Origin of the sequence: Limimaricola soesokkakensis (assembly GCF_900172345.1) — a bacterium.
GTDB lineage: Bacteria > Pseudomonadota > Alphaproteobacteria > Rhodobacterales > Rhodobacteraceae > Limimaricola > Limimaricola soesokkakensis.
On the sequence record NZ_FWFY01000002.1, the window covers coordinates 310700 to 334845 of the forward strand.

Annotated in this window: 24 protein-coding genes and 1 tRNA gene; 14 read left to right on the forward strand and 11 right to left on the reverse strand. The window is 69.5% G+C overall.

Annotation, left to right across the window (positions count from 1 at the left end; all coding sequences use genetic code 11):
* Positions 1 to 38: 38 nt before the first annotated feature.
* A complete protein-coding gene (locus LOS8367_RS04245; protein WP_085895203.1) occupies positions 39 to 1643 on the reverse strand; it encodes a PAS-domain containing protein in 1605 nt (534 codons plus the stop codon).
* Between the two features lie 118 nt (positions 1644 to 1761).
* Positions 1762 to 3135 (reverse strand): sensor histidine kinase RegB, encoded by a 1374-nt coding sequence (gene regB, locus LOS8367_RS04250; protein WP_242665498.1) that lies wholly within the window; start codon positions 3133 to 3135, stop codon positions 1762 to 1764.
* Positions 3136 to 3226: 91 nt separating this feature from the next.
* On the opposite strand from regB, the gene LOS8367_RS04255 reads away from it, so the two are divergent.
* Complete coding sequence (locus tag LOS8367_RS04255; protein ID WP_085895204.1) at positions 3227 to 3853, forward strand: SCO family protein; 627 nt, start codon at positions 3227 to 3229, stop codon at positions 3851 to 3853.
* Positions 3854 to 3905: 52 nt separating this feature from the next.
* Positions 3906 to 4457 (forward strand): ActR/PrrA/RegA family redox response regulator transcription factor, encoded by a 552-nt coding sequence (locus tag LOS8367_RS04260; RefSeq protein ID WP_085895205.1) that lies wholly within the window; start codon positions 3906 to 3908, stop codon positions 4455 to 4457.
* Positions 4458 to 4850: 393 nt separating this feature from the next.
* On the opposite strand, the gene LOS8367_RS04265 is transcribed toward LOS8367_RS04260, so the two are convergent.
* From LOS8367_RS04265 to LOS8367_RS04285, 5 genes are all read right to left on the reverse strand, one after another.
* Positions 4851 to 5678, reverse strand: a complete 828-nt coding sequence (locus LOS8367_RS04265) for a hypothetical protein (RefSeq protein WP_085895206.1) — start codon at positions 5676 to 5678, stop codon at positions 4851 to 4853.
* 582 nt (positions 5679 to 6260) lie between these two features.
* Positions 6261 to 6336, reverse strand: a tRNA-Thr gene (locus LOS8367_RS04270).
* 42 nt (positions 6337 to 6378) lie between these two features.
* The gene (locus LOS8367_RS04275) at positions 6379 to 7965 is read right to left on the reverse strand and encodes a heme biosynthesis protein HemY (RefSeq protein ID WP_085895207.1); all 1587 of its coding nucleotides are present in this window, start codon (positions 7963 to 7965) and stop codon (positions 6379 to 6381) included.
* A gap of 10 nt (positions 7966 to 7975) precedes the next feature.
* Positions 7976 to 9448: a COG4223 family protein gene (locus tag LOS8367_RS04280; protein WP_085895208.1), complete on the reverse strand. Its 1473-nt coding sequence runs from the start codon at positions 9446 to 9448 to the stop codon at positions 7976 to 7978.
* Between the two features lie 86 nt (positions 9449 to 9534).
* The gene (locus tag LOS8367_RS04285; RefSeq protein ID WP_085895209.1) at positions 9535 to 10266 is read right to left on the reverse strand and encodes a uroporphyrinogen-III synthase; all 732 of its coding nucleotides are present in this window, start codon (positions 10264 to 10266) and stop codon (positions 9535 to 9537) included.
* A gap of 85 nt (positions 10267 to 10351) precedes the next feature.
* Here LOS8367_RS04285 and tsaD point away from each other — a divergent pair, with 85 nt between their 5' ends.
* From tsaD to LOS8367_RS04315, 6 genes are all read left to right on the forward strand, one after another.
* Positions 10352 to 11443: a tRNA (adenosine(37)-N6)-threonylcarbamoyltransferase complex transferase subunit TsaD gene (gene tsaD, locus LOS8367_RS04290; protein ID WP_085895210.1), complete on the forward strand. Its 1092-nt coding sequence runs from the start codon at positions 10352 to 10354 to the stop codon at positions 11441 to 11443.
* 10 nt (positions 11444 to 11453) lie between these two features.
* On the forward strand, positions 11454 to 12422 hold the full coding sequence (locus LOS8367_RS04295; RefSeq protein ID WP_085895211.1) for an NAD(P)H-dependent glycerol-3-phosphate dehydrogenase: 969 nt from the start codon (positions 11454 to 11456) through the stop codon (positions 12420 to 12422).
* Positions 12419 to 12691 carry a YciI family protein gene (locus tag LOS8367_RS04300; protein WP_085895212.1) on the forward strand — a complete coding sequence of 91 codons (273 nt, stop codon included), beginning with the start codon at positions 12419 to 12421 and terminating at the stop codon, positions 12689 to 12691. Before LOS8367_RS04295 ends, LOS8367_RS04300 begins: the two co-directional genes overlap by 4 nt.
* Positions 12691 to 13116, forward strand: coding sequence for an EVE domain-containing protein (locus tag LOS8367_RS04305; protein ID WP_085895213.1), 426 nt, complete (start codon positions 12691 to 12693; stop codon positions 13114 to 13116). The genes LOS8367_RS04300 and LOS8367_RS04305 overlap by 1 nt, the downstream gene beginning before the upstream one ends.
* 51 nt (positions 13117 to 13167) lie before the next feature.
* Positions 13168 to 13563, forward strand: a complete 396-nt coding sequence (locus LOS8367_RS04310; protein ID WP_085895215.1) for a DUF1761 domain-containing protein — start codon at positions 13168 to 13170, stop codon at positions 13561 to 13563.
* A gap of 239 nt (positions 13564 to 13802) precedes the next feature.
* The gene (locus LOS8367_RS04315) at positions 13803 to 14540 is read left to right on the forward strand and encodes a ZIP family metal transporter (protein WP_085895216.1); all 738 of its coding nucleotides are present in this window, start codon (positions 13803 to 13805) and stop codon (positions 14538 to 14540) included.
* A 3-nt stretch (positions 14541 to 14543) separates the two neighbouring features.
* Here LOS8367_RS04315 and ahcY read toward each other — a convergent pair whose 3' ends face one another.
* Positions 14544 to 15935 carry an adenosylhomocysteinase gene (gene ahcY, locus LOS8367_RS04320; RefSeq protein ID WP_085895217.1) on the reverse strand — a complete coding sequence of 464 codons (1392 nt, stop codon included), beginning with the start codon at positions 15933 to 15935 and terminating at the stop codon, positions 14544 to 14546.
* A 136-nt stretch (positions 15936 to 16071) separates the two neighbouring features.
* On the opposite strand from ahcY, the gene LOS8367_RS04325 reads away from it, so the two are divergent.
* From LOS8367_RS04325 to LOS8367_RS04335, 3 genes are read left to right on the forward strand one after another with little or no spacing between them, the layout of a single operon-like run.
* On the forward strand, positions 16072 to 17034 hold the full coding sequence (locus LOS8367_RS04325) for a glycosyltransferase family 8 protein (RefSeq protein ID WP_306456250.1): 963 nt from the start codon (positions 16072 to 16074) through the stop codon (positions 17032 to 17034).
* Entirely contained in the window at positions 17031 to 18071 is a 1041-nt protein-coding gene (locus LOS8367_RS04330) for a glycosyltransferase family 8 protein (protein WP_085895219.1), read from the forward strand. The genes LOS8367_RS04325 and LOS8367_RS04330 overlap by 4 nt, the downstream gene beginning before the upstream one ends.
* A 32-nt stretch (positions 18072 to 18103) precedes the next feature.
* Complete coding sequence (locus tag LOS8367_RS04335; RefSeq protein ID WP_085895220.1) at positions 18104 to 18667, forward strand: HD domain-containing protein; 564 nt, start codon at positions 18104 to 18106, stop codon at positions 18665 to 18667.
* A gap of 5 nt (positions 18668 to 18672) precedes the next feature.
* On the opposite strand, the gene msrA is transcribed toward LOS8367_RS04335, so the two are convergent.
* The 3 genes from msrA to LOS8367_RS04350 all read right to left on the reverse strand — a co-directional run bounded on the left by msrA (position 18673) and on the right by LOS8367_RS04350 (position 21233).
* The gene (msrA, locus tag LOS8367_RS04340) at positions 18673 to 19314 is read right to left on the reverse strand and encodes a peptide-methionine (S)-S-oxide reductase MsrA (protein WP_085895221.1); all 642 of its coding nucleotides are present in this window, start codon (positions 19312 to 19314) and stop codon (positions 18673 to 18675) included.
* A gap of 161 nt (positions 19315 to 19475) precedes the next feature.
* Complete coding sequence (locus LOS8367_RS04345; protein ID WP_085895222.1) at positions 19476 to 20702, reverse strand: argininosuccinate synthase; 1227 nt, start codon at positions 20700 to 20702, stop codon at positions 19476 to 19478.
* A gap of 63 nt (positions 20703 to 20765) precedes the next feature.
* The gene (locus LOS8367_RS04350; RefSeq protein ID WP_085895223.1) at positions 20766 to 21233 is read right to left on the reverse strand and encodes an NUDIX domain-containing protein; all 468 of its coding nucleotides are present in this window, start codon (positions 21231 to 21233) and stop codon (positions 20766 to 20768) included.
* A 70-nt stretch (positions 21234 to 21303) separates the two neighbouring features.
* Here LOS8367_RS04350 and hslO point away from each other — a divergent pair, with 70 nt between their 5' ends.
* From hslO to LOS8367_RS04365, 3 genes are read left to right on the forward strand one after another with little or no spacing between them, the layout of a single operon-like run.
* Positions 21304 to 22338, forward strand: coding sequence for an Hsp33 family molecular chaperone HslO (gene hslO / locus LOS8367_RS04355; protein WP_085895225.1), 1035 nt, complete (start codon positions 21304 to 21306; stop codon positions 22336 to 22338).
* Positions 22325 to 22933, forward strand: a complete 609-nt coding sequence (locus LOS8367_RS04360) for a CoA pyrophosphatase (RefSeq protein ID WP_085895227.1) — start codon at positions 22325 to 22327, stop codon at positions 22931 to 22933. The genes hslO and LOS8367_RS04360 overlap by 14 nt, the downstream gene beginning before the upstream one ends.
* Positions 22930 to 24087 carry a CCA tRNA nucleotidyltransferase gene (locus tag LOS8367_RS04365; protein WP_085895229.1) on the forward strand — a complete coding sequence of 386 codons (1158 nt, stop codon included), beginning with the start codon at positions 22930 to 22932 and terminating at the stop codon, positions 24085 to 24087. Before LOS8367_RS04360 ends, LOS8367_RS04365 begins: the two co-directional genes overlap by 4 nt.
* Positions 24088 to 24146 lie beyond the last annotated feature (59 nt).

The window sequence follows — 24146 nt, forward strand, 5'->3', positions numbered from 1 at the left end:
CTAGGCGCTGGGCCGTGTGCTGCAAGCCGAAACGCCGCTCAGCCGCCGCGTGCGCGGACCAGCGCGGACTCCGCACCGCCGTTGGCCCGGGCCGCGATGCAGGGCGCCTCGGGCGCGTCGGGCCAGAAGCTCGCCAGCGTCGCGCCGCCGGGCAGCGGCGTGAAGCGGCAGCTCAGGCCGCGCCCGTCATTGAGCCGGAGCCGGTCGCACCATTCGGCCCGCTCGCCGAAGGCGGTGGCGAAATCGCGCAGCTCGCCCAGCACCGGAGAGGGCGCGACCAGCGCCTGCCAGCGGGCGATCTCCTCGGTCAGCCCGATCTCGGCGAGACCGCCCTCGGGCAGGTCCCACAGCGCCGCGTAGACCCCATTATGCAGCAGCCGCGTGCCGCCGGCCGAGAACACCGCGATCGCCTCGGGCAGCGTGTCGAGCACCGCCCGCGCCGTATCGAGCCCGGCCCGGAAGTGCCGGGTCAGGGAGATCTCGGCGCTGATATTCTCGAACAGGAAGGCCACCGCGCCGTCGGGATGCGGCCGCCCGGTCACCCGGTAGGTCTGGCCACCCGGCAGCGACCACGTCTCGCAATAGGTGCCGCGCGCCGCCTGCGCCTCGAGCGCGGCGACCTGTTCGCGCCAGCTGGTGTAATCCTTGGGCTCGGGGAGCATGTTGCGGTCGCGCAGGCGATCGAGCACGCATTGCACCTGCGGGCGCGAGCTCAGGAAGGCGATCGGCAGGCCGGTCAGGTCGTGAAAGGCAGGGTTGAACATCACCAGCTTGCGGTCGCGGTCGAAGATGGCGAGGCCGATGGCGAGCTGCGCGAAGGTCTTGGTCAGGGTCTGCACGAATTTGCGTCGGGCCTGCTCGGCCTCGACGACCTCGGTCACGTCGAGCGCGAAATGCACGTGTTCCGCGCCGCGCTTGATGCGGGTGATCTCGAACCAGCTGCGGCGCGCCTCCCCGAGCGACAGGCTGGTGCGGCAACGCTCGCGGTCGGGGCCGGCGGGCTCGAAGCCCGGCGCCTCGAACAGCTCGCCCGGCATCCAGTCGACATCCCCGGTCGGGCAAGGCGGGTCATGCGCCTGCCGCCGCGCCTCGGCGAGCCGCATATAGGCGCGGTTGGCCCAGCTCAGCCGTCCCTCGGGGTCGAGCTTCCAGATCAGCTGCGGCGCGTCTTCGCCGATGCAGCGCAGGGTCTCCAGCTCGTCCTGAAGCGCCGCGAAGGCGATCGCATCGACCGCCTCGCGGGTCAGGTCGGAGGTCCCGTCGGGGCACAGGGTCAGCCGCAGCAACCCGTCCCAATGTTCGATCTCGATCCGACCGATGCCGCCGCGCGCCTCGAGCCGGCTTTGGCCGTCGCCCTCCAGGTTTCGCAGCCGTGCGCCAAGGCCCGGAAAGCGGTGTTCCAGAAGCCCGGTGAGCAGGTCGCGCTCGGTGCCTACCCCGTCGAGCCGGTCGAGCAGGCGCCGCGCCGGGGCGCTGGCATCGATCAGGCAATCGCCGTCGAACAGGAACACGCTTCGAGGGGCGGGAGGGGGCGCGGTTTTGGGCCGGCTCGTCATCCGGCCGAGCAGGACCACGATCATCGTCGCCGACAGGGTCGAGACGCAGATGACGAGCAGGAGCGAGAGCAAGGGTGGCAAGGGCATGGGACACGCAACCTCAAGGAGTGTCGACCCAGAGTGGAAACCAACCCTTAACCGGGTGTTAACCTTAACGGCGCCTGCACCGCTCGCGACGTGGCGTCCTTGAATGGCGACGTAACGTTCAGGGAAGAAAATGCGGATTGGGCTCGTTCGCGCCGGGCTGCGCCTCCAGCGCGGCGCGCGGCCAGGCCACCATGACGATGGCACCGCCCGCCGCGACGCCGCTGGCCCGCAGCCGGTCGCCGCCATTGGCGAAGCTCAGCCGCGCGCCGGACCGCTCCAGCAGCGTCTTGGCGATGAACAGCCCCAGCCCCATCCCCTCGTAGCCGGGCCTGCGGCGCGATCGCATGAACGGGTCGCCGATCCGCTCGATCAGCCCCGGCGGAAAACCGGGCCCGTCATCCTCGATCGTCACCATGACGCTGTCGGCGGTCCAGGCGAGGTCGATCTCGACCCGGCCGGCCGAGAAATCGACGGCGTTCTGGATCAGGTTGCGCAACCCGTGCACGATCTCGGGCCGGCGATGGATCACCGGCTGGAACTCGATATCCTCCTCGGCGCCGGGCTCGGCCCCGACCGCGAAGACCACCTCGCGGCCGCGCGCCAGATGCGGCTCGGCGGCCTCGCGCACCACCGCCTCGAGCGGTGCCTGCCGCAGATGCGTGTCCTCCTTGCCCGCCCGTCCCATGGAGCGCAGGATGTCGCGACAGCGGATCGCCTGGGCCCGGATCAGCGCCGCGTCCTCGGCCAGTTCGGGGCTGTCCGAGAGATCGTCGGCCAGCTCGGAGGCGGTCAGGGTGATGGTGGCGAGCGGCGTGCCCAGTTCGTGCGCGGCCGCCGCGACGACGCCGCCCAGATCGGTCAGCTTCTGCTCGCGCGCCAGCGCCAGCTGCGTCGCGGCCAGTGCGTCGCCCATCGCCTGCCGCTCGAGCGTCACCCTTCGCACGTAGAGCCCGATGAAGGTGATGCCGATCGCCATCGCCAGCCAGAAGCCGAAGCGCAGCAGCTCGGGCGGCGCGAGCGGGGTCATCTGCGGCGACAGGATCGGCATGCTCCACAGCCAGAGTACCGTCACCGAGACCAGCGCCAGCCCGCCCACCAGCAGCACGCCGGGCAGCCGCAGCATCGTGGCCGAGATGGTGACCGGGGCCAGCATCAGGAGCGCAAAGGGATTGGAAATGCCGCCGGTGAGCCACAGCAGCACCGAAAGCTGGACGATATCGAAGACCAGCATCGCGGTGGATTCACCCTCGCTCAGCCGCCGCGCCGAAGGCAGCAGGAAGGCCGCGAGCAGGTTGGCGATGCCGGCGACGCCGATGGTGATCGCCACCAGCCCGGTGGGAAAGACGAGGCCGTAAACCAGCGCCGCGACCAGTGCCGCGCCGGTCTGCCCGGCCAGCGCGATCCAGCGCAGCAGGATCTGGGTCCTGACCCGGACCCGGTTGCGGCGGCCGAAATCGCGCAGCATCGCCAACTCTGAATCGTGAAGGGGCAAGGCGCGGCTCCGGCTTGTGCGTCAATGAGGACCATTGATAGGCAGCCCTCGCGCCGCCATCAATGCGGCGGCCCGCCCCACAGGAGTTCGCATGCAGCGCCCCATCGCCATTGCCGCCGCAGGCATCGTCGCCACCATCGTGGGCGGCGCGCTGATCGCCACCACGATCCTCGCGCCCTCGGACCGTCTCGCCGCCTGCCGCACCGGCAATGTCGCGGGCGGCTTCGACCGGCTCGGCGGGCCGTTCACCCTGCTCGACGGTGCCGGGCGCGAGGTCACGGACGCCGATGTCATCACCGAGCCGAGCCTCGTCTATTTCGGCTATACCTCCTGCCCGGACGTCTGCCCGGTCGACAATGCCCGCAACGCCGCCGCCGTCGACATCCTCGCCGAGGATCACGGCATCGAGGCGCAGCCTGTCTTCATCACCGTTGACCCGGCGCGCGACACGCCCGAGGTGATGGGCGACTACGCCGCCAACATGCATCCCGAGATGGTCGGGCTGTCAGGGAGCGAGGAGCAGGTCGCCGCCGCGGCCAAGGCCTATTCGACCTATTACGCCCGCGCCGACGACGATCCCGACTATTACCTGATGAACCACCAGACGATGACTTATCTGGTGCTGCCGGAGGAGGGCACGGTGGAGTTCTTCAAGCGCGACGACGGCCCCGAGGAAGTGGCGCGCCGCACCGCCTGCCTCGTCGAGGCGGTGGATTGACCCGGCAGGGGCCGAAGCTAGCTTCCCCGAACGTCCAAGAGGAGACCCGGACATGAACGCAGAGGCGATCGATCTCGGCCCGGACCCGAGCCTGCTGCTGGTCGATGACGACGAGGCCTTTCTGAAACGTCTCGGCAAGGCGATGGAAAAGCGCGGTTTCACGGTGACGCTCGCCGGCACGGTCGAGGAGGGGCGGCGCATCGCCACGCAGACCCCGCCAGCCTATGCGGTGGTCGATCTGCGGCTCGAGGACGGCAACGGGCTCGACGTGGTCGAGGTGCTGCGCGAAAGCCGGCCGGAGGCGCGGATCGTGGTGCTGACCGGATATGGCGCCATCGCCACGGCAGTGGCGGCGGTGAAAATCGGTGCGACCGACTACCTGTCCAAGCCCGCCGATGCGACCGAAGTGACCAACGCGCTTCTGGCGCGTGACGACGCGCTGCCGCCGCCGCCCGAGAACCCGATGAGCGCCGACCGGGTGCGCTGGGAGCACATCCAGCGGGTTTACGAGCTGTGCGATCGCAATGTCAGCGAGACGGCACGGCGTCTGGGCATGCACCGCCGCACCTTGCAGCGGATCTTGGCCAAGCGCAGCCCCCGCTGACGCTTCTCCGGGATACATGCGGCACATGTCTGGAGAGGCGGCTCCCGGCTTTGTCGGAACCCGTACAGACCGGATGTCTCCGGACGTTTACTTTAGATCAGGAACGGCAGGGATGGTACCCTCGTTTCGTGGGTTGATGAGTACTGCTTGGTCGCTTGCAAGGGTCACGGCGCGGATGTGGGATCTCGGCTCGCTCCCTCGGGCGCCGAGTTCAGCGGGAGGACCTTCCCCGTAGCCGTGACCCAATCCTCACGCTTCCCCCGATGCACGGTTGTTCGGATCGACGCCTGGGTGATCCGTGCGCGATCTCAGGCTTCTCAGGACCATGAGGGAGATGCGGAGTGGCATGCGGAGAGGTGGGCCGGGACGATGTGTTTCCTGGCCCTTCCCACGTCAGGCTGCCACTGACACGCGTTGCTTGGCCTCTGCTGAGTCCGGCTTGGGCGTGGCCGCTGCGTAGGAGCCGCCAGCTCGTTCTGTCGAAACGTTCTCGATAGGCGCGAGCGTGATGCCCACTTTATCGGTACTGCCGATCAGGGAGATAACGGACTCCTGCATCATCTTGGCTTGTACCCGCTCGGCCGCTGCACGCGACGCGGCGATATCTACATCCTCTTCAACTTTCTGGGCCTCGCCGGGACGAGCGGCCGCGATCATGGAGTCATCATTCCTATTCCAGCCTTTCTCCTTCGGGCCAGCACGCTCAGTGGCCTTGGAGTTCTCGGAGGCGCGACTGGCGACAGTGCCGGTTTCGTCAATGAAGCCATTCTCTTTGGCGCCATCCGTTCCTGGCGCGGCAGTTGCTCCAGCAGGCCCGGCAACTGGATCACCTTCACTCCTGGAGGCGTCCTTCGCCGCCTTTGCAGCAGCTTCGGCAGCTTCCTCGTCGGCCTTGGCCTGAGCCTTGGCCAGATCTTCCGCCTCCTCAGCGGCTTCCTTGGCCGCCTTTTCGGCTGCTTCAAGAGCCTCTTCCTCGGCCTTGGCCTGCGCCTCTGCTGCTTCCTCAGCGGCTTTGGCCTCGGCCTTTGCAACGTCTTCAGCAGCCTCTGCAGCCTCCTTGGCGGCTTTCTCTGCCGCTTCGAGTGCTTCCTCTTCGGCCTTCGCCTGAGCCTCTGCCGCCTCTTCTTGGGCCTTCAGAGCAGCCTTCGCCGCGTCTCGCTCCGCCTTCGTCATGGTCGTCGTACTGGCGGAGCCACTGCTAGTATCCCCGGAAATATCCATGATGATCGCGGGGGAAGTTTGTGTTCCGCTAGATGGCGATGGATCAGAACTAGTAGTAGTAGTAGTAGTAGTAGTAGTAGGGGTCGCGGATGCGGCATTCTGCGCGGCTTGCCAGAGCGGGTCGAGCTGCTGGCCAATAGTGGAGATCGTCATTCGGATATCCTCCTCTTTGACTTGCTCGAAACCTCTGTTGCTTAATCAAGGCGCAACTTGCTAACGAAACAGGCATTTTGAAGACTTTGTCCAAACGGTAAAATATTTACCAAGGAATGGAGAGATCACAGCCTCCGATCTTTCCTCGGTGGGACGTGGAACCCGCTTCGTCCATTGTCGGGCTGACATACACATCTTGCCCCGCACACACGGCCCGTGCAGCTGCCACTCGCGCCGACCCAGTCTGAAGCGACTACGAGATCCTTGATGTCGTGTAATGGCGTCTCAGCTCCGTCGGCACCCGATGCTGGAAGTAGAAGACGTCATCCTTGAGGAAGCAGCGAGGGGCAGAAATGTACTCCGGCATGTACTACGCCTTGGCCTGATCCGATCAAAAGCCGAGGTGTTCCAATGCTTTGGAGATTTGGGTGGTGCCGCTGAAGGGACTCGAACCCCCGACCCCATCATTACGAATGACGTGCTCTACCAGCTGAGCTACAGCGGCGCCCGGGCGCCTCTTAGCACCCGGGCGCCGGAGGGAAAAGGGCTATTTTCGCCCTTCGGTCACGACCTCCGCCTCGGACCGGGCAGCGGTATTGTCGCCTTGCGGCACGACGATCTCCGCCTCGTCCATCTCCTTGTCGCCGTTCGTGCGCGGCATGGAGGCGGCGGCGTCGCGGGCGGGCAGGGGCGAGGCGGTGGCGCCGGCCTCGCGCACCTCGGCCACCGCGGGCACCGGTGCCTCGGCGCGGCCGACACCGCCGCCAACAATCAGAGGCAGCATCTCGGTGCCGCGCGGCAGCGTCGTGCCGCTTTCGGCCGGACGGGTCCAGCCCAGCGTGTCGAAGGCATGGCAGTTCGAGCAGACCGGCTCCCAGTGCGGGTGCACGTTGTGGCAGTTCTCGCAGACCCATTGCGGCCCGCGCGGCGCGGTCAGCGCCCGGGTCAGCCAGCCGCGCACCACCGCGTCGTCGGCGCCGCGGCCGCGCTCGATCGCCGCCATCAGCGTCAGCACGCGGGCGGTCGGGTCGGTCTCGACCAGATCGCCGAGCGCGCGCCGCGCCTCGTTGAACTGCTCGGCCGCGATCATCAGTTCGGCCTCGAGCATCCGCGTCTCGGAGTGGTCGGGCCGCGCCTTGAGCAGCACCGAAAAGCGCTTGAGCCGGGCCTGCGCGTCCTCTTCGGGGGCAATCTCGGCAAAGACCTGCGCGAGGTCGGGATGCGGCTCCGCCTCCCAGGCCTTGCGGATCACCCGCGTGGCGTAGCGGGTGTTGCCGACGGCGAGGTAGCTGCGCGCGGCCATGACGGCGGCGGGGATCAGGTCCGGCGACAGCCGGTTCGCCTCGATCGCCTTCTCGCGCATCTCGATGCTGGCGGTCTCGTCGATCACGTCGCGCGCCTCGGACAGCGCCAGAACCGCGTCGCGGCGCCGGACCACGTTGCGCGGCAGCGCGCCGGAGCGGCGCTTGGCCTCGAGGGTGGCGCGGGCGCCGGACCAGTCATGCGCCTCGGCCTGTAGCCGGAGCAGCGTGTCCTGCGTCTCGACATGGCGCGGCTTCAGCTCGAACGCCTTCTGGGCGAGCTTCATCGCGGTATCGGTGTCGCCCTCGGCGAGGCGCTGGCGCATCAGCCCGCGCACCCCGACAAAGCGGGTGCGGTCGATCTTCACCAGATCGCGATAGGCGCCCTCGGCGGTCTTGCGGTCGCCCACCAGCTCGGCGCCTTGAGCCACCAGGATCGAGGTGATCTCGGGGCGGCGCAGGTAACGCTCGGCCTTGCGGCCCTTGGCCATCGCCGCCTCGCCCTCGCCCGCGGCGAGCGCGACGAGGCCATCGCCCAACGCCTTGTAGCCCTTGCGCTCGCGCGAGCGCGAGAACCAGCGGCTGACCGCGGTGTCGTCGCCATTGATGAAGTGCAGCAGGGCCAGGAGCAGGCCCAGCGCCTTGAACAGCAGCCAACCGAGAAGCGCCAAGAGCGCGATCGCCAGCACCAGCTGCAGCGGCCCGAGCGTGACCTCGTAGCCCGCCATGGCAATCTCGGCCCCGCCGGTCACGTCGGTGAGCCGCGCGGCGCCCCAGGTGAGGCCCGCCACGGCGGCGACGAAGGCCAGGATCTTGATCAGGGACAGGAGCATGTGCGGCGCCTCAATTCTCGGTCAGGGATTGCGACAGGGTGTCGGCGGCGGCGAGCGCCTCGGCACGGGTGCGGGCCGGGGCGATCCAGTCGGACAGCGCCTCGCGGACCGGTTCGGGCAGCGCAGCGATCTCGTCGAGCGCCGCCTGCAGGCGACCGTCGCGCAGCGCGGCCTCGGCCCGCGACAGCACGGCGTCGGTGGTCTCGCCCTCGACCGGCGCGGTGGAGCGCAGTTGCAGCGTGTCGCGGAAGAAACCGGCGACGCGGCCGCCCTCCTCGCCGGACAGCCCCTCGCGGCGGGCCCGGGCCAAGGCGGCGCGGGCCGGTTCGGGAAAGGCCTCGATCAGCTCGGAGCGGCTCGCCACGCCCTCGGCGGCGGGAGCGCTGAGCCCTTGCGGGATCTCGGTGGGCGAGGTGGCCTGCAATTCCTCGATCAGCGCCGGGTAGGGCTCGCCGGTTTCCAGCGCGGCTTCGATCTCGGCCAGTGTAGCGCGGGCCCGGGCGCGGGCGGCGACGGCGGCGGCCTCGGCCTCGATCTGCTCGGCGGTGCGCCCGGCGGTGGCGACCTGCTGGGCGGCCTGTTCGGCCATCCCCGCGATCTCCTGCGCCTGCGCCTCGAGATCGGCGCGCAGCGCGTCGACCTCGGACTGCCAACGGGCCACCGCCTCGCGCGCCAGAGTGCCGTCGGGGCCGGCGCTGGCCTCGGCTTCGGTGAGACGGGTTTCGAGGGTCTCGATCCGGGTGTTCATCTCGGTCAGGCCGGTCTCGACGCCGTCGAGACGTTTGCCCAGCTCGGACAGCCCGGTTTCGCTTTGGGCGCGCAGACCGTCGAGCCCGTCTGCAAGAGGTGCGATCTCGCCCTCGATCGTCGCGAGCCGCGCCTCGAATTCTTCGCCGCGCTGGCTGTTGTTAAGCCAGATCCAGCCCGCGCCAAGGCCCAGCGCCGCGGCGATCAGGCCGCCCAGCAGACCGGCCCCGAAGCCCGAGGCACGGCTCGGCGGAGCAGTGGTCTGCGGCGTCGCAGGCGTCGCAGTGGCGGGGTCGCGCGCTTCCGAGGTCCGGACGCTGGCGGGATCGCCGGTCTTCGGTGCCTTTTCGGCGGCCGTTGCGGCCTTTTCAGTGGTCTCTTCGGTGGGCTTGTCGGCACCGGCCGCGCGCGGGCTGCGCGTCACGGCGGGCATCGATCCTGCGGTGGTGGCTGCCGGGCGCGAGGTGGTGCCCAGATCCACCGCCGCGCTGGCCTGGCGCGGCGCGCTGGGCGTGTCGCTCTCCTTGGCGGGCGTCGCGGTCTTGCCGGTCTCCGGCGCGGGGTTGGTCTTGGGGGGCGTCGCGCCGCCCTGCACGGTGCCGGAGCCGGGCGTGGCGGAGGTGGCTTCGCCGGGCGTGGCGGCGCTTTTCTCGCGGTCGGTCTCGCCGGATCGCGGTGCCGCGCCTGTCTTCGCACCGGCGGGCCTGCCGGGTGTGCCTGTCGTCTTTCGTGCCAAAACCCTGTCCCTTCCGTCCCCGATCGCGTCGGATTTATCCGTGCCGCCGCAGCATTTGCAGACCCTAGCCCGCCCCGTGCGGCGCCTCAAGCGCCGCCGCCCCGCATCGGGTCCCTGCAACCGAACGTCGCATGGGCCTCAAGGGTTGCGTCGATCATCGCATCCGCATCGGGGCGCGCTGCCAGCGTGACCGGCGGGCCGAGCTTCGATAGCGGTCTTGCTGCGGCGGCGCTGATCGCCACCAGCGCCAGCGGCGCGGCGATGGGCCCGCAGGCGGCGAGCAGCGCGGCGCTGCGCGGCGAAAACACCGGGGCGACGACCGGGGCGCGGCCCGACAGCAGGTCCCGCCCCGCCTCGGAGAGGGGACGGGCGGTCTGCGCATAGACCACCGCCTCGTCGCAGCCGCGCCCGGCCGCGCGCAGCCGGTCCGCGAGATCGCCGCGCTGGTGGTCGCCGCGCAGGTGCAGAAGCGGTCCCTCATCCGGTGCCTTCAGGATCGCGGCAAGCAGCGTCTCGGCGGTGCCGCCGCCCGGGCGCGGGTCGAGACCCGCCAGCCGCGCCGCCTGGGCAGTGCGTGGCCCGACGCACCATGCGGGCAGGCCGGTATAGCCCATGCGCGCCGCGCCCCATGCGCCGCGCTCGGAGGTCAGGATCAGCGCGGCAGGGCTGCGGGCCGGACGCGGCGGCGTCATCTCATCGATCCGCATCAGCGGCGCGATCACCGCCTCGAGGTGCCGCCCGGCCCGGATCTCCAGCTCCGCCAGAAAGCGCCGCGCCGCCGGTTCGGGCCGCGTCAACAGCAGGGTCGGCTCTGGCATCGCGGACATCCTCTCCCCTTCGCGGCATTGTTCGCGGCAGGCGGGGATGGTAGCTGCACGGGGCGCGGGCGCAAGCGGAGCGGACATGGCCAGACTCACCATCCTCGGCATCGAATCGAGCTGCGACGACAGCGCGGCGGCGGTGGTGCGACGCGAGGATGGCGCGGCGCGGGTGCTCTCCTCGGTGGTGCGCGGTCAGGCCGAGCTGCACGCGGCGTTCGGTGGCGTCGTGCCCGAGATCGCGGCGCGCGCCCATGCCGAGGTGCTCGATCACTGCGTCGAGGCGGCGCTGGAGCAGGCGGGGATCGGTATCGCCGATCTCGACGGCATCGCCGTGACCGCCGGGCCGGGGCTGATCGGCGGAGTGCTGTCGGGCGTGATGCTGGCCAAGGGGCTCTCGGCCGCCACCGGCCTGCCGCTGATCGGCGTCAACCATCTCGCGGGCCATGCGCTGACGCCGCGGCTCACCGACGGGCTCGAGTTTCCCTATCTGATGCTGCTGGTCTCGGGCGGGCATTGCCAGTTCCTCGTGGTCGAGGGCGAGGACGCGTTCCGCCGGCTTGGCGGCACGATCGACGACGCGCCGGGCGAAGCCTTCGACAAGACCGCGCGGCTTCTGGGCCTGCCGCAGCCCGGCGGCCCGGCGGTCGAGGCCGAGGCGCGGGCGGGCGATCCGGCCCGGATCGCGTTGCCGCGACCGCTTCTCGACCGCCCCGGCTGCGACATGTCGTTCTCAGGCCTCAAGACCGCGCTGCTGCGGGCCCGCGACGCCGAGATGGCGGCGGCCGGCGGGTTGACCCGCGCCGCCCGCGCCGATCTCGCCGCGGGCTTCCAGGCGGCGGTGGTCGAGATCCTGCGTGAAAAGACCCGCCGGGCGCTGGACCTCTATCTCGAGCTGGCACCAGCGCGCCCGGCCTTTGCCGTGGCTGGCGGCGTCGCCGCGAACGGCCCGATCCGCGAGGCGCTGCAGGAGCTCTGTGCCGAGCGCGGCGTGGCGTTTTCGGCACCGCCGCTAGCGCTGTGCACCGACAACGCGGCGATGATCGCCTTCGCGGGGCTGGGCCGTCTCGCGGCGGGCGAGGCCGACGGGCTCGGGCTTGCGGCGCGGCCGCGCTGGCCGCTCGACGCGCGGGCGGCGCCGATGATCGGCTCGGGTCGCAAGGGGGCGAAGGCGTGAGGAGCACGGCATGAGGATCGGGATCGCGGGAGCAGGGGCCTTCGGCGCGGCGCTGGCGGTGACGCTGGCGCAGGCGGGGCGCGAGGTGACGCTCTGGGCCCGCGACGCGGCGGCCGTCGAGACGATGCGCGAGGCGCGGCGGGTGGCGCGGCTGCCCGAGGTGACGCTGCCCGACGGCGTCGCGCCGGTCTCGGACCTCTCGGCGCTGTTCGCCTGCGACACGATCCTGCTCGCGCTGCCGGCGCAGGCGACGCGCGGCTTCGTTACCGCCCATGCCGAGACGCTTGCGGGCAAGGTGCTCGTGGCCTGCGCCAAGGGCATCGATCTGCACAGCCTGACCGGTCAGACCGCGATCATCGCCGAGGCCGTGCCCTCGGCCACGCCGGCGCTTCTGACCGGGCCGAGCTTTGCCGCCGACATCGCGCGCGGCCTGCCCACCGCGTTGACGCTGGCCTGCGCGGACGCGCCTTGCGGCGCGGCGCTGCAGCACGCGCTCTCGACGCCCAGCCTCAGGCTTTACCGCACGGCCGACGTCACTGGCGCCGAGCTGGGCGGCGCGCTTAAGAACGTCGTCGCCATCGCCTGCGGCGCCTGCATCGGCGCGGGTCTGGGCGACAGCGCCCGCGCCGCGCTGATGACCCGCGGCTTCGCCGAGATGCAGCGCCTCGCCGCCAGTCTCGGCGCCCGGCCCGAGACGCTGATGGGCCTGTCGGGCTTCGGCGATCTGGTGCTGACCTGCTCGTCGGAGTTATCGCGCAACTACCGCTACGGCCTCGCGCTGGGCCGGGGCGAAAGCTTCGACGCCGCCACCACGGTCGAGGGTGCCGCGACCGCGCGCGCCGTTACCGGGCTTGCCGCGGCGCGCGGGCTCGACATGCCGATCTCGGCCGTGACCGCGCGCATGGTCGCGGGCGAGCTGACCCCGCTGCAGGCGCTCGACGCGCTGATCAACAGACCCCTTAAGGAGGAACGAGAATGAGCTTTGCCCTGATCACCCGCGACAAGCCGGGCGCGCTGCAGATCCGCAAGGACACCCGCGAAGCGCATCTGGAGTATATCGAGGCCACCGGCGTGGTGACCATGGCCGGACCGTTCCTCGACGTGAATGGCGAGATGGACGGATCGCTGGTGATCCTCGACGTGGCGGATCTGCAGGCGGCGCAGGACTGGGCCGAGAACGACCCCTACGCCCGTGCCGGGCTGTTCGAGAGCGTCGAAATCCGCGCCTGGAAGAAGGTGATCGGCTGATGCGCTACTGGCTGTTCAAATCCGAGCCGAACGTCTGGTCGTGGGATCAGCAGGTCGCCAAGGGCGAGGCCGGCGAGGAGTGGGATGGGATCCGCAACTACCAGGCCCGCAACTTCATGCGCGAGATGAAGATCGGCGATCGCGGCTTCTTCTATCATTCGAACATCGGCAAGGAGGCGGTGGGCGTGGTCGAGGTCTGCGCCACGATCCATCCCGACAGCTCGACCGAGGACCCGCGCTGGGAATGCGTCGACATCCGCGCACTCTACAAGCTGGGCCGGGCGGTGAGCCTCGACGAGATCAAGGCCGAGCCGCGGCTGGCGCAGATGGTGCTGGTGAACAATTCACGCCTCTCGGTGCAGCCGGTGACCGAGGATGAGTGGCGCGTGATCCACGAACTCGCAGGATCTCTGGCCGAGGCATAGCACTCGGCTGGCAAACGCGGCACTCTGGGACAAAACCCGGAGGGACCTCGTATGGCGATACTCTCGATCCTGCTGGCGGCGCTGGCCTCCTTCGCGCTGGGCGCGGTGTGGTACATGGCGCTGGCCAAGCCGTGGATGGCGGCCTCCGGGGTCCCGGTGGGCGCCGACGGCAAACCGGCCAACAGTGGCTCGCCGGTGCCCTATCTCGTCTCCTTCATCGCGATGCTGATCATCGCGGCCACGATGCGCTACGGCTTCGGGCTGGCGGGGATCACGACGCCGATCGGCGGATTTTTCGGCGGGCTGGCGGTCGGGGCGCTGTTCATCGCGCCCTGGATCACGCTCAACATCGGATACTCGAACCGGCCATGGTTCCTGGCGGGGATCGATGGCGGCTATGCCGCGCTGGGCTGCGCGGTGATGGGGCTGGTGCTCGGGCTGTTCTGAAGCGGTATACGGGGGGCGGCGGGGTCGCCAGCACCCCCGTTCTCACCCGCGGACTCCCACCCGGCGGATCTGCGAAAACTGGGGTCTGGCCGTCCTGGCCGACGCCACCTGCTTAGGCCGGAGCGGGATTCGGCGCAACGTTTCGATGTCGCGAAGTCGGTTCGAATGCCCCGCGTCTTGTCGGGAACTGCCCAGATATCCTGCCGTTTGGGAAGGGGATACGACGCAGGAGGCCCGCCATGGAGATCGCGATCGGCAACCAGATCGGCGCCGCCCTCGTGGCATTGATCTTCGCCTCGGTGCATTTGCTGAGCCCCCGGCTGGTCTTTCTCGATCGCACGCCGCGCAGCGTCTGGCTCTCGACCGCGGGGGGCGTCTCGGTCGCCTATGTCTTCGTGCACCTCCTGCCCGAACTGGCCGAGTTCGGGGAACTCTCGGGCGAGGGCGAAACGGAGGAGGGCGCGCTCGAGGTCTGGATCTACCTGCTGGCGCTGACCGGCCTCGTGGTGTTCTACGCGCTGGAGCGCATGGCACAGCGCCATGCCGGGCACCGCAGCGCGACGGAATCCGGGGCCGGTGCGTTCTGGCTGCATCTGGCGGGCTTCGCGATCTACAACTTCCTCGTGGGCTACCTGCTCGAAGAGCAGCTGCGCGAGGAGGGACTGGGCGGCATGCTGCTCTATGCCTTGGCGCTGGGCCTGCATTTCGTCGTCAACGACCGGGCGCTCTATGCCCATCACGGTCCGAGATACCTGCGCGAGGGGCGCTGGCTGCTGGCGGTAGCGGTGCTGTTCGGTTTCGCGGCGAGCCTCGGCTACGAGATCCCTCAGGGCTGGATCGCCGGGGCGTTCGGCTTCCTGGCCGGTTCGGTGGTGCTCAACGTCATCAAGGAGGAACTGCCGGAGGAGCGCGAGAGCCGGCTCTGGGCCTTTGCGCTGGGTGCCGGGCTCTACGCGGCGCTGCTGATCCTCGCCTGACCGCTAGTAGCGGTAATGCTCGGGCTTGAACGGGCCCTCGATCGGCACGCCGATATAGTCGGCCTGCTCGCGCCTGAGCTCTGTCAGCTTCGCGCCGACCCGCCCCAGATGCAGCCGCGCCACCTTCTCGTCGAGCGCTTTGGGCAGCACGAAGACACCGGGCCGATATTCCTGTCCCCTCGTCCAGAGCTCGATCTGCGCCAGCACTTGGTTGGTGAAGCTGGCCGACATCACGAATGAGGGATGCCCGGTGGCGTTGCCGAGATTGAGGAGCCGCCCCTCGGAGAGCAGGATGATCCGGTTGCCCGAGGGCATCTCGATCATGTCGACCTGATCCTTGATCCGGCTCCATTTGTGGTTGCGCAGCGCGGCGACTTGGATCTCGTTGTCGAAATGGCCGATATTGCCGAGGATCGCCATGTCCTTCATCTCGCGCATGTGCTCGATGCGGATCACGTCGCGGTTGCCGGTGGCGGTGACGAAGATGTCGGCCGTCGCCACCTCGTCCTCAAGCAGCACCACCTCGTAGCCATCCATCGCCGCCTGCAGCGCGCAGATCGGGTCGGCCTCGGTGACCTTCACCCGCGCGCCGGCGCCGCGCAGGCTTGCGGCCGAGCCCTTGCCGACATCGCCATAGCCGCAGACCACCGCGACCTTGCCGGCCATCATCGTGTCGGTGGCGCGGCGGATGCCGTCGACGAGGCTTTCGCGGCAGCCATAGCGGTTGTCGAATTTCGACTTAGTTACGCTGTCGTTCACGTTGATCGCCGGAAAGGGCAGCCGCCCCTCGCGATGCAGTTCGTAGAGCCTGTGCACGCCGGTCGTGGTCTCCTCGGAGACGCCGCGCAGCGCGTCGCGCTGCCGGGTGAACCAGCCGGGGCTCTGGTCGAGCCGTTTGCGGATCTGCTCGAACAGCGCGGTTTCCTCCTCGGAGGTCGGGACCTCGATCAGCCCGGTTTCGCCCGCCTCGACCCGCGCCCCCATGAGGATGTACATCGTGGCGTCGCCGCCATCGTCGAGGATCAGGTTCGCACCCTCCTCGAACTGGAAGATCCGGTCGGTATAGGCCCAGTACTCGGCGAGGCTCTCGCCCTTCACCGCGAAGACCGGCGTGCCGGTATGGGCGATTGCGGCGGCGGCGTGGTCCTGTGTCGAGAAGATGTTGCACGAGGCCCAGCGCACCTCGGCGCCCAGCGCGATCAGAGTCTCGATCAGCACGGCGGTCTGGATCGTCATGTGCAGCGATCCGGCGATGCGCGCGCCCTGCAGCGGCCGGCTGTCGCCATATTCCGCGCGCAGCGCCATCAGCCCCGGCATCTCGGTTTCCGCGATCTCGATCTCCTTGCGGCCCCAATCGGCCAGCGAGATGTCTTTGACGATGTGATCGCGATCCATGCGGGGCCTCCTCGCGCAGGGGACGTGTCCCTCGCTTGACGTAGCATCCCCCTCGGCGGCTTGGCAATCGCGGCGGCGTTGAAGCGGGTCGGCGCGTCGTGCTAGCGCATCACCGGCCAGTACCGGGAGAGCGCCGATGGGAATGACCTGCACGAGCGACCGGCCGGCGCGGCACCGCCGCGCGGTGGTGTTCGCCTGCGACGAGGGCTATCTGCCCTACGCGCTATTCGCGATCTCGCGCATCGCTGCGCTGCATCCCGAACGCGATTTCGACATCTGCCTGTGCACCGGCGTCTTGCCGGTCGAGATCCCGGCCAGCCTCGCGCATCTCGACATCCGGCTGTGCCGCGTCGATGTGGGGGACATGTTCGACGGGCTCCGGCTCGATCCCGGCCGCAGCCCGGATGTCTATCTTCGCCTCGCGCTGCCGCAGGCGCTGGGCGTGGATTACGACCGCATCCTCTATCTCGACAGCGACATCCACGTGCAGGGCGGCGATTTCTCGGCGCTGCTCTCGGTGGATCTGGGCGGCCGCCCGCTGGGCGCTGTCCGCGACAACACGCAATGGCGCACGCCGAGCCGGCGGCCGGCGCAGTTCCGGGTGCTGGGCCTGCCGGCAGCGCGCTATTTCAACGCGGGCGTGCTCTTGATGGACGTGCCGCGCTATCTGGAAGCCGATCTGCTGGCGCGCTGCGTGGCGCTGGGCCGGGCCGAGGCGGGGCGGATGATCCGGCACGACCAGAATCTCTACAACGCGGTGCTGCAGGGCGACTGGGCCGAGCTCTCGCCCGCATGGAACTGGCAATACACCTGGGCGTCGCGCTTCTTCGAGGCGATGCAGACCGCGCATGTGGTGCATTTCATCGGCAAGCGAAAGCCGTGGAAGGATGCCGAGGGCGAGCTGCCGCCCCGCTTCGCCCGCGAGATGGGCACCTTCCTGGCGCGGCACTGGCCCGACCGGCCCCCGGTCCCGATCGGACTCGGACCCGCCCATGACGCGCGGCTGATGCGCAAGCACCTGCTCAAGCATCTCGTCGCGGCGCCGGCGATGGCGCGCTATCTCGCGCAATTTCCCGATGATCTGACGGTGCGCGCATGAGCGATGCGGCCACCCGCCCCGCCGAGCATCCCGACGCCGCGATCTTCGCCTGCGACGCGGGCCATCTCGCCTATGCCTATGCCGCCGCCATGGGCATCCACCATGCTGAGCCGGAGCGGCGCTTCGACATCGTGATCGCCACGCCGGATCTGTCTCCGGTGCCCGAGGTGGCGCGGCGGGGGCCGATCCGGTTCCGGCGGATCGACGTCTCGGCGATTCCGCCGTTCAGGCATGGCAATCCGCGGATCACCGTCGGCACCTTCTTTCGGCACCTGCTGCCGGAGATCCTGCGCGACGAGTATGGCGCGCTGTTCTACATGGACACCGATACATGGATGCGGCGGCCCGGCCTGCAGGGCCTGTTCGACCGGCGGCCGCGCGGCGTGCCGCTTGCTGCCGTCGCTTCCTTCATCTACCGGCCCGACCTGCTGGAGCGCCCGCACCCGGTCAGCCCGCGCGCGGAGCGCGTGCTCGGTGCCTTTGCCGGGACGAACGGCGACTATTGGCAGTCGGGCGTGCAGATGATCGACATCGAGGCGCATCTGAAGGCGCGCGTGGCCGAGCGCCTGTTTAGTTATGTCGAGACGCATCACGACCTGCTGGAGCGGCACCGGCTTGGCGATCAGGGTGCGCTCAACGCGGTCTTCGCCGACGAGATCGTGCTGCTCAGCCCGTTGTGGAACTGGCACCACGAGGATTGGCATCATCCCGACCTGCTGGAGCGGTTCGATCCGCATATCCTGCATTTCACCGGGCGCGCCAAGCCGTGGATGCTGGCCGACGAGCCGCTGGTGGGCGAGGTGAACCCCGATTGGTTCGCGGCGCTGTCGCAATGGTCCCCCGATTTCTCCCCCGAGGCCCGGCGCGGCAGCGCCGCTTGGTTCGAGGCCAACCCGGTGTTCCGGCTGCGACCGCTCGATGCGCTGCACCGCCGCGCGCATGTCGCGGTGATGCGCCACAAGGCGCGGCGCCTCGCAATCGGCGCCTCGGGGCAGGCGGCGATGCAGGCGCTGATCGATGCGGCGGAGGTGGCGTGAGCCGTGGCCGCGCGCCCCGGGCCTGGCAGCGGATGCTGTCGGGGCGCAGGCTCGACCTGCTCGACCCGACGCCGATGGACATCGAAATTTCCGACATCGCCCATGGGCTGGCCTTCGTGGCGCGGTGGAACGGCCAGACCCGGGGCGATTTCGCCTATTCGGTGGCCGAGCATTCGCTGCTGGTCGAGGAGATCTTCGCACATTGCTACCCGGCGGCGGGCGCGCGCGACAGGCTGGCGGCGCTCTTGCACGATGCGCCCGAATACGTGATCGGCGACATGATCTCGCCGGTGAAGGCGGCGGTGGGGCCGGGCTACGGCGCACTCGACGCGCGGCTAACGGCGGCGATCCACCTGCGCTTCGGCCTGCCGGCGGTGCTGCCCGCCGAGCTCAAGAAACGGATCAAGCGCGCCGACAAAATATCTGCTTGGCTCGAGGCCACGCGGATCGCGGGCTTCTCGGAGCGCGAGGCCGACCGCCTGTTCGGCAGGCTCGACCGCGACCTCGCCGCGCGCTTCGAGATCCGGCTCAGACCTCCGCGCGAGACGCGCGAGGGCTTCGTGGCCCGCCACGAGGACCTGATCGCGCTGATCTAGGGTCTTCAGTTCACGAAAGGCGCATCCGCGCCCCACAGCTCGCGCACCCGGAAATCCCGCCCGCAGCCCTCGCGGTAGCGCTTGTAGGCCTCGGATTTCGGCACGAAGATTCCCACCGAGGAGACGGCAAGCCGTTCGGAGGATTTGTAGTAGTCCTGGTGATAGCTGCCGGCGGGATAGAAGGGCGCGTCGCCCAGGATCGGCGTGACGATCTGGCGGCCCAGTGCCTGCTCGGCCGCCTGCTTGGCGGCCTCGGCGGCGGCCCGATCTCCCGCATCCGCGAAGATCGCGGTGCGGTAGGAGGGGCCGCGGTCGCAGAACTGGCCGCCCGCATCGGTTGGGTCGATCGAGCGGAAGAACAGGTCGTAGAGCTGCCGCGCCTGTACCTTCGAGGGGTCGTAGGTAATCTCGACCACCTCGTAATGGCCGGTGCCGCCGCCGGTCACCTGCTCATAGGTCGGGTTCGCGGTGTCGCCGCCTGCAAAGCCCGACACCGCCTCGATCACGCCATCGACCTTCTCGAAATCGGCTTCGACGCACCAGAAGCAGCCGCCCGCGACGGTGATGGTCTCGGTGGCCTGAGCCTGTGCCATCGGCGCGATGAGAGCCAAGGTGGCGGCAAGGTACGAAATCCTTTGGCGTAGCATGGCAAACTCCCTGTCCGGTCGTCCCCCATGCTGTCGCAGGCTGCCGACGCCGCAAGACAAGGCTGCGTGATCCGGGCGTGACCCTTGGCCACTTTGTTCCTCAAATACGCAGATCCCGCCCTGTCGACCGGCGCCGCGTCTGACGACCCGGCGCCGACAGGTCACTTCACCCGGCGATTCCGGGCGGCGAGCAGCTTCAGCCGCAGCGCGTTGAGCTGGATGAAGCCCTTGGCGTCGACCTGATCATAGGCGCCGGCGTCCTCCTCGAAGGTCACATGCGCCTCGGAATAGAGGCTGTGATCGGACCAGCGGGCGATGGTGCGGGCCGAGCCCTTGTAGAGCTTCAGCCGGACGGTGCCGGTGACATGCTCCTGGCTCTTGTCGATCAGCGCCTGCAGCATTTCACGCTCAGGGCTGAACCAGAAACCGTTGTAGATCAGCTCGGCATAGCGCGGCATGATCGAATCCTTGAGGTGACCGGCGCCGGAATCCAGCGTGATCTGCTCGATGCCGCGATGCGCCTCCAGCAGGATCGTGCCACCGGGCGTCTCGTAGATGCCGCGCGACTTCATCCCGACGAAGCGGTTCTCGACGAGGTCGAGACGACCGACGCCGTGCTTGCCGCCCAGCTCGTTGAGCTTGGTAAGGATCGTCGCCGGGCTCATCGCCTCGCCGTTGATCGAGACCGCGTCGCCCTTCTCGAAGCCGATCTCGACGATCTCGGGCTCGTTCGGGGCATCCTCGGGGTTCACGGTGCGCTGGTAGACGTAGTCCGGCGCCTCGTCGGCCGGGTTCTCCAGCACCTTTCCTTCGGAGGAGGTGTGCAGCAGGTTGGCGTCGACCGAGAAGGGCGCCTCGCCGCGCTTGTCCTTGGCGATCGGGATCTGGTGCTGTTCGGCGAACTCGATCAGCCGCGTGCGCGAGGTCAGGTCCCACTCGCGCCACGGCGCGATCACCTTGATCTCGGGGTTGAGCGCGTAGGCCGCGAGTTCGAAGCGGACCTGGTCGTTGCCCTTGCCGGTGGCGCCGTGGGCCACGGCGTCGGCGCCCTCGGCCTCGGCGATCTCGACCAGGCGCTTGGAGATCAGCGGCCGGGCGATCGAGGTGCCGAGCAGGTAGAGACCCTCGTAGAGCGCGTTGGCGCGGAACATCGGGAAGACGAAGTCGCGTACGAACTCCTCGCGCAGATCCTCGATATGGATCGAGGTCGCGCCCATCATCTCGGCCTTCTTGCGCGCCGGCTCCAGCTCCTCGCCCTGCCCGAGATCGGCGGTGAAGGTCACCACCTCGCAGCCATATTCGGTCTGCAGCCATTTCAGGATGATCGAGGTGTCGAGACCGCCGGAATAGGCGAGGACGACCTTCTTCGGGGCGGGCTGGGCGGCCATGGGCAATTCTCCGTGTGGGCGTTCAGGGGCGTGCGTTAAAGGCTTTCGGCCCTTGGGGCAAGCTCAGGCAGCGGCGCGGCCACGGGTGCGGCCCGCCTCGGCGAAGGCCCGCGCGAAGGCGCGGTCGCCGGCATTGCCGAGCCGCGGTGCCGCATCGGCGATCGGCATCCACAGCGCGCGGTGGCCGGGCTCGGAGGGCGGGCCGTGCGGCCGGACCGGGCGGGCGGCGTAGATGTGGCACAGCTTCTCGCCCCACATGTCGTAGTCGGGCATGAAGACGAAACGCCGGAACGCGCCGAGGCGGCGCGGCGCGGCGATGCGCCAACCGGTCTCCTCGAACACCTCGCGGTGCAGCGCCTGCAGGGTGCTTTCGCCCGCATCGATGCCGCCGCCGGGCAGCTGGATATCGGTGGGGTCGTCCTCCTTGCAGGTCAGAAGCAGGGCGCCGCCCTGTTCGAGGATCGCGTAGACCCCGGTGCGCAGCCGGTATCGCTGGCCGCGCCGCACCTGTTCGCCATAGCGCCGGATCATCCCTTTTTGTCTCCCGACAAGCTTCCTATATGGTCGCGGTATGCCCATCCCCGACACGCAAGGAAACCCCATGAGCCTCGGCGCCCGCATTGCCTGGGACGACACCGTCCTGCCCTTCCAGCTCGACCAGTCCGACATCCGGGGCCGGGTCGCGCGTCTTGACGGCGTGCTCGACCGGGTGCTGGAGCAGCATGACTACCCCGCCCAGATCGAGGCGCTGGTGGCCGAGATGACGCTGCTCACCGCGCTGATCGGCCAGACCGTGAAGCTGCGCTGGAAGCTGTCGCTTCAGGTGCGTGGCGACGGCCCGGCCCGGCTAATCGCCACCGATTACTACGCCCCGACCGAAGAGGGTGCCCCGGCCCGGATCCGCGCTTGGGCCAGCTTCGACGAGAGCCGTCTCGAGCAGGGGGCCGATCCCTATTCGCTGATCGGCAAAGGTTACTTCGCGATCCTGATCGATCAGGGGCAGGGCATGGCGCCCTATCAGGGCATCACGCCGATCACCGGCGAGTCGCTGGCTGCCTGCGCCGAGACCTATTTCGCGCAGTCCGAGCAGCTGCCGACGCGGTTCTCGCTCACCTTCGGCAAATCCACCGAGCCGGGCCGGGGCGAAAGCTGGCGCGCCGGTGGCGTGATGCTGCAGAAGATGCCCAAGGCCTCGCCCTTCGCCGCAACCGCCGAGGGCGGCTCGGGCGAGGAGGGACTTCTCGAGGCCGCCGACATCCTCGACGAGGACGAGGGCGAGAACTGGAACCGCGCCAACCTGCTGCTCGACACGGTGGACCAGCTCGAGCTGATCGGGCCGAGCGTGACGCCGACGGACCTGCTGATCCGGCTGTTCCACGAGGAAGGTCCGCGGGTCTTCGAGGCGCAGCCGGTGCAGTTCGGCTGCACCTGCTCGGAGGAGAAGGTGCGCCAGAGCCTGTCAATCTACTCGGCCAAGGATATCGCCCACATGACCACCGAGGCGGGCATCGTCACCGCCGACTGCCAGTTCTGCGGTGCGCATTACGAATTCGTGCCCCAGACGCTCGGCTTCGAGGCGACCGAGGGGCCCGACGCCGCCGAGGGCCAGAACAAGGCCGCCGGTGGCCGCGGCTGAGGTCCCGATAGAGGCGCGGCTCGCCCGGGCGCTGGAGCGGCCGGGCGATGCCTCGTCCGATTACGACATCGACCCGCGGCTCCCGGTCCCCGAGGGGCGCAGCCTGCGGCAGGCCGGTGTGCTGGCGGCGGTGCATCTCGACGGTACCGAGGCGCGGCTGATCCTGACCAAGCGCTCGGCGCGGCTGCGCCATCACCCGGGCCAGATCGCCTTTCCGGGCGGTAAGGTCGAGCCGGTCGATGACGGCCCCGTCGGCGCGGCGTTGCGCGAGGCGCAGGAAGAGATCGGCCTGGCGCCGGGCCGGGTCGAGGTGCTGGGCACGTTGCCGCCGCATGAAACGGTGACGGGGTTCTCGGTGACGCCGGTGATCGGTCTGCTGCGTGGCCGGTTCGAGGCGGTGCCCGAGGCGGGCGAGGTGGCCGAGGTGTTCTCGGTGCCCTTGTCGCATGTCACCGACCCGGCGCGGTTCCGGATCGAGGGGCGGCGTTGGCAGGGGCGACGGCGGCACTACTATGTGGTGCCGTGGGGCCCGTATTACATCTGGGGCGCCACCGCGCGGATGCTGCGCAGCCTGGCGGAGAGGATGAATCGATGAGCGAGCGGATCGAGGCGGACTGGCTGGAGGCCGCGCCCGCGCGCGCCGTGACCGGCATGCTGGAGGCCGCGGGCCACCAGGCCTGGTTCGTCGGTGGCTGCGTGCGCAACGCGCTGTTGGGTCAGCCGGTCTCGGATCTCGACCTGACCACCGATGCCCGCCCCGAGCGGGTGGTCGAACTGTCCCGCGCCGCCGGGCTGAAGCCGGTGCCCACCGGCATCGATCACGGCACGATCACCGTCGTGGCGCAGGGCACGCCGATCGAGGTCACGACCTTCCGCCGTGACGTGGAGACCGACGGCCGCCGCGCCACGGTCGCCTATTCGGAGGATATCGCCGAGGACGCGGCGCGGCGCGATTTCACGATGAACGCGCTCTATGCCGATGCGCGGGGCGCGGTCGCGGATCCGCTCGGCACCGGGCTTGCCGATCTCGCGGCGCGGCGGCTGCGCTTCATCGGCGACGCGCATGACCGGATCCGCGAGGATTACCTGCGGATCCTGCGCTTCTTTCGCTTCCACGCCTGGTATGGCGACACGCATGGCGGCATCGACGCCGACGGGCTCGCCGCCTGCGCCGAGCTGGCCGAGGGGATCGGCGGGCTGTCGCGCGAGCGCGTCGGTGCCGAGATGCTCAAGCTGATGGCGGCGCCGGACCCGGCCCCCGCCGTCGCCTCCATGGCGATCTCGGGCGTGTTGATGCGGGTGCTGCCTGGCGGCGCTTCGGACCCGCTCGCGGTGCTGGTGCATGTCGAGGAGGAGGCCGGGCTGGCCCCCGACCCGATCCGGCGGTTGGCGCTGGTGGGCGGCGAGGAGGTGGCCGAGCGGCTGCGGCTCAGCCGGGCGCAGGCGGGCGCGCTGCAACGGCTGCGCGAGGCGCAGGAGGCGGGCTGGGGCCCCGGCGAGCTGGGCTACCGGCTCGGCGCGCGGGCCGCGCTCGACGTGCTGGCGCTCAACGCGGCGCTGTCGGGGCGCGAGATCGAGGCTGTTTCACGGGAAACCGCCGAGGCCGGGGCGCGTGCGGCGCTGCCGGTGAAGGCGGCCGACCTGATGCCCGATTTCGACGGGCCGGCGCTGGGCGAGAAGCTGCGCGAGATCGAGGCGCGATGGATCGCCTCGGGCTTTGCGCTGGGGCGGAACGAACTTCTTCCCTGAGTTGCGCAGCCCGCCGCGCATGCACGTTTTCCTTCGAGGCGAACCGGCTTATATGCCGG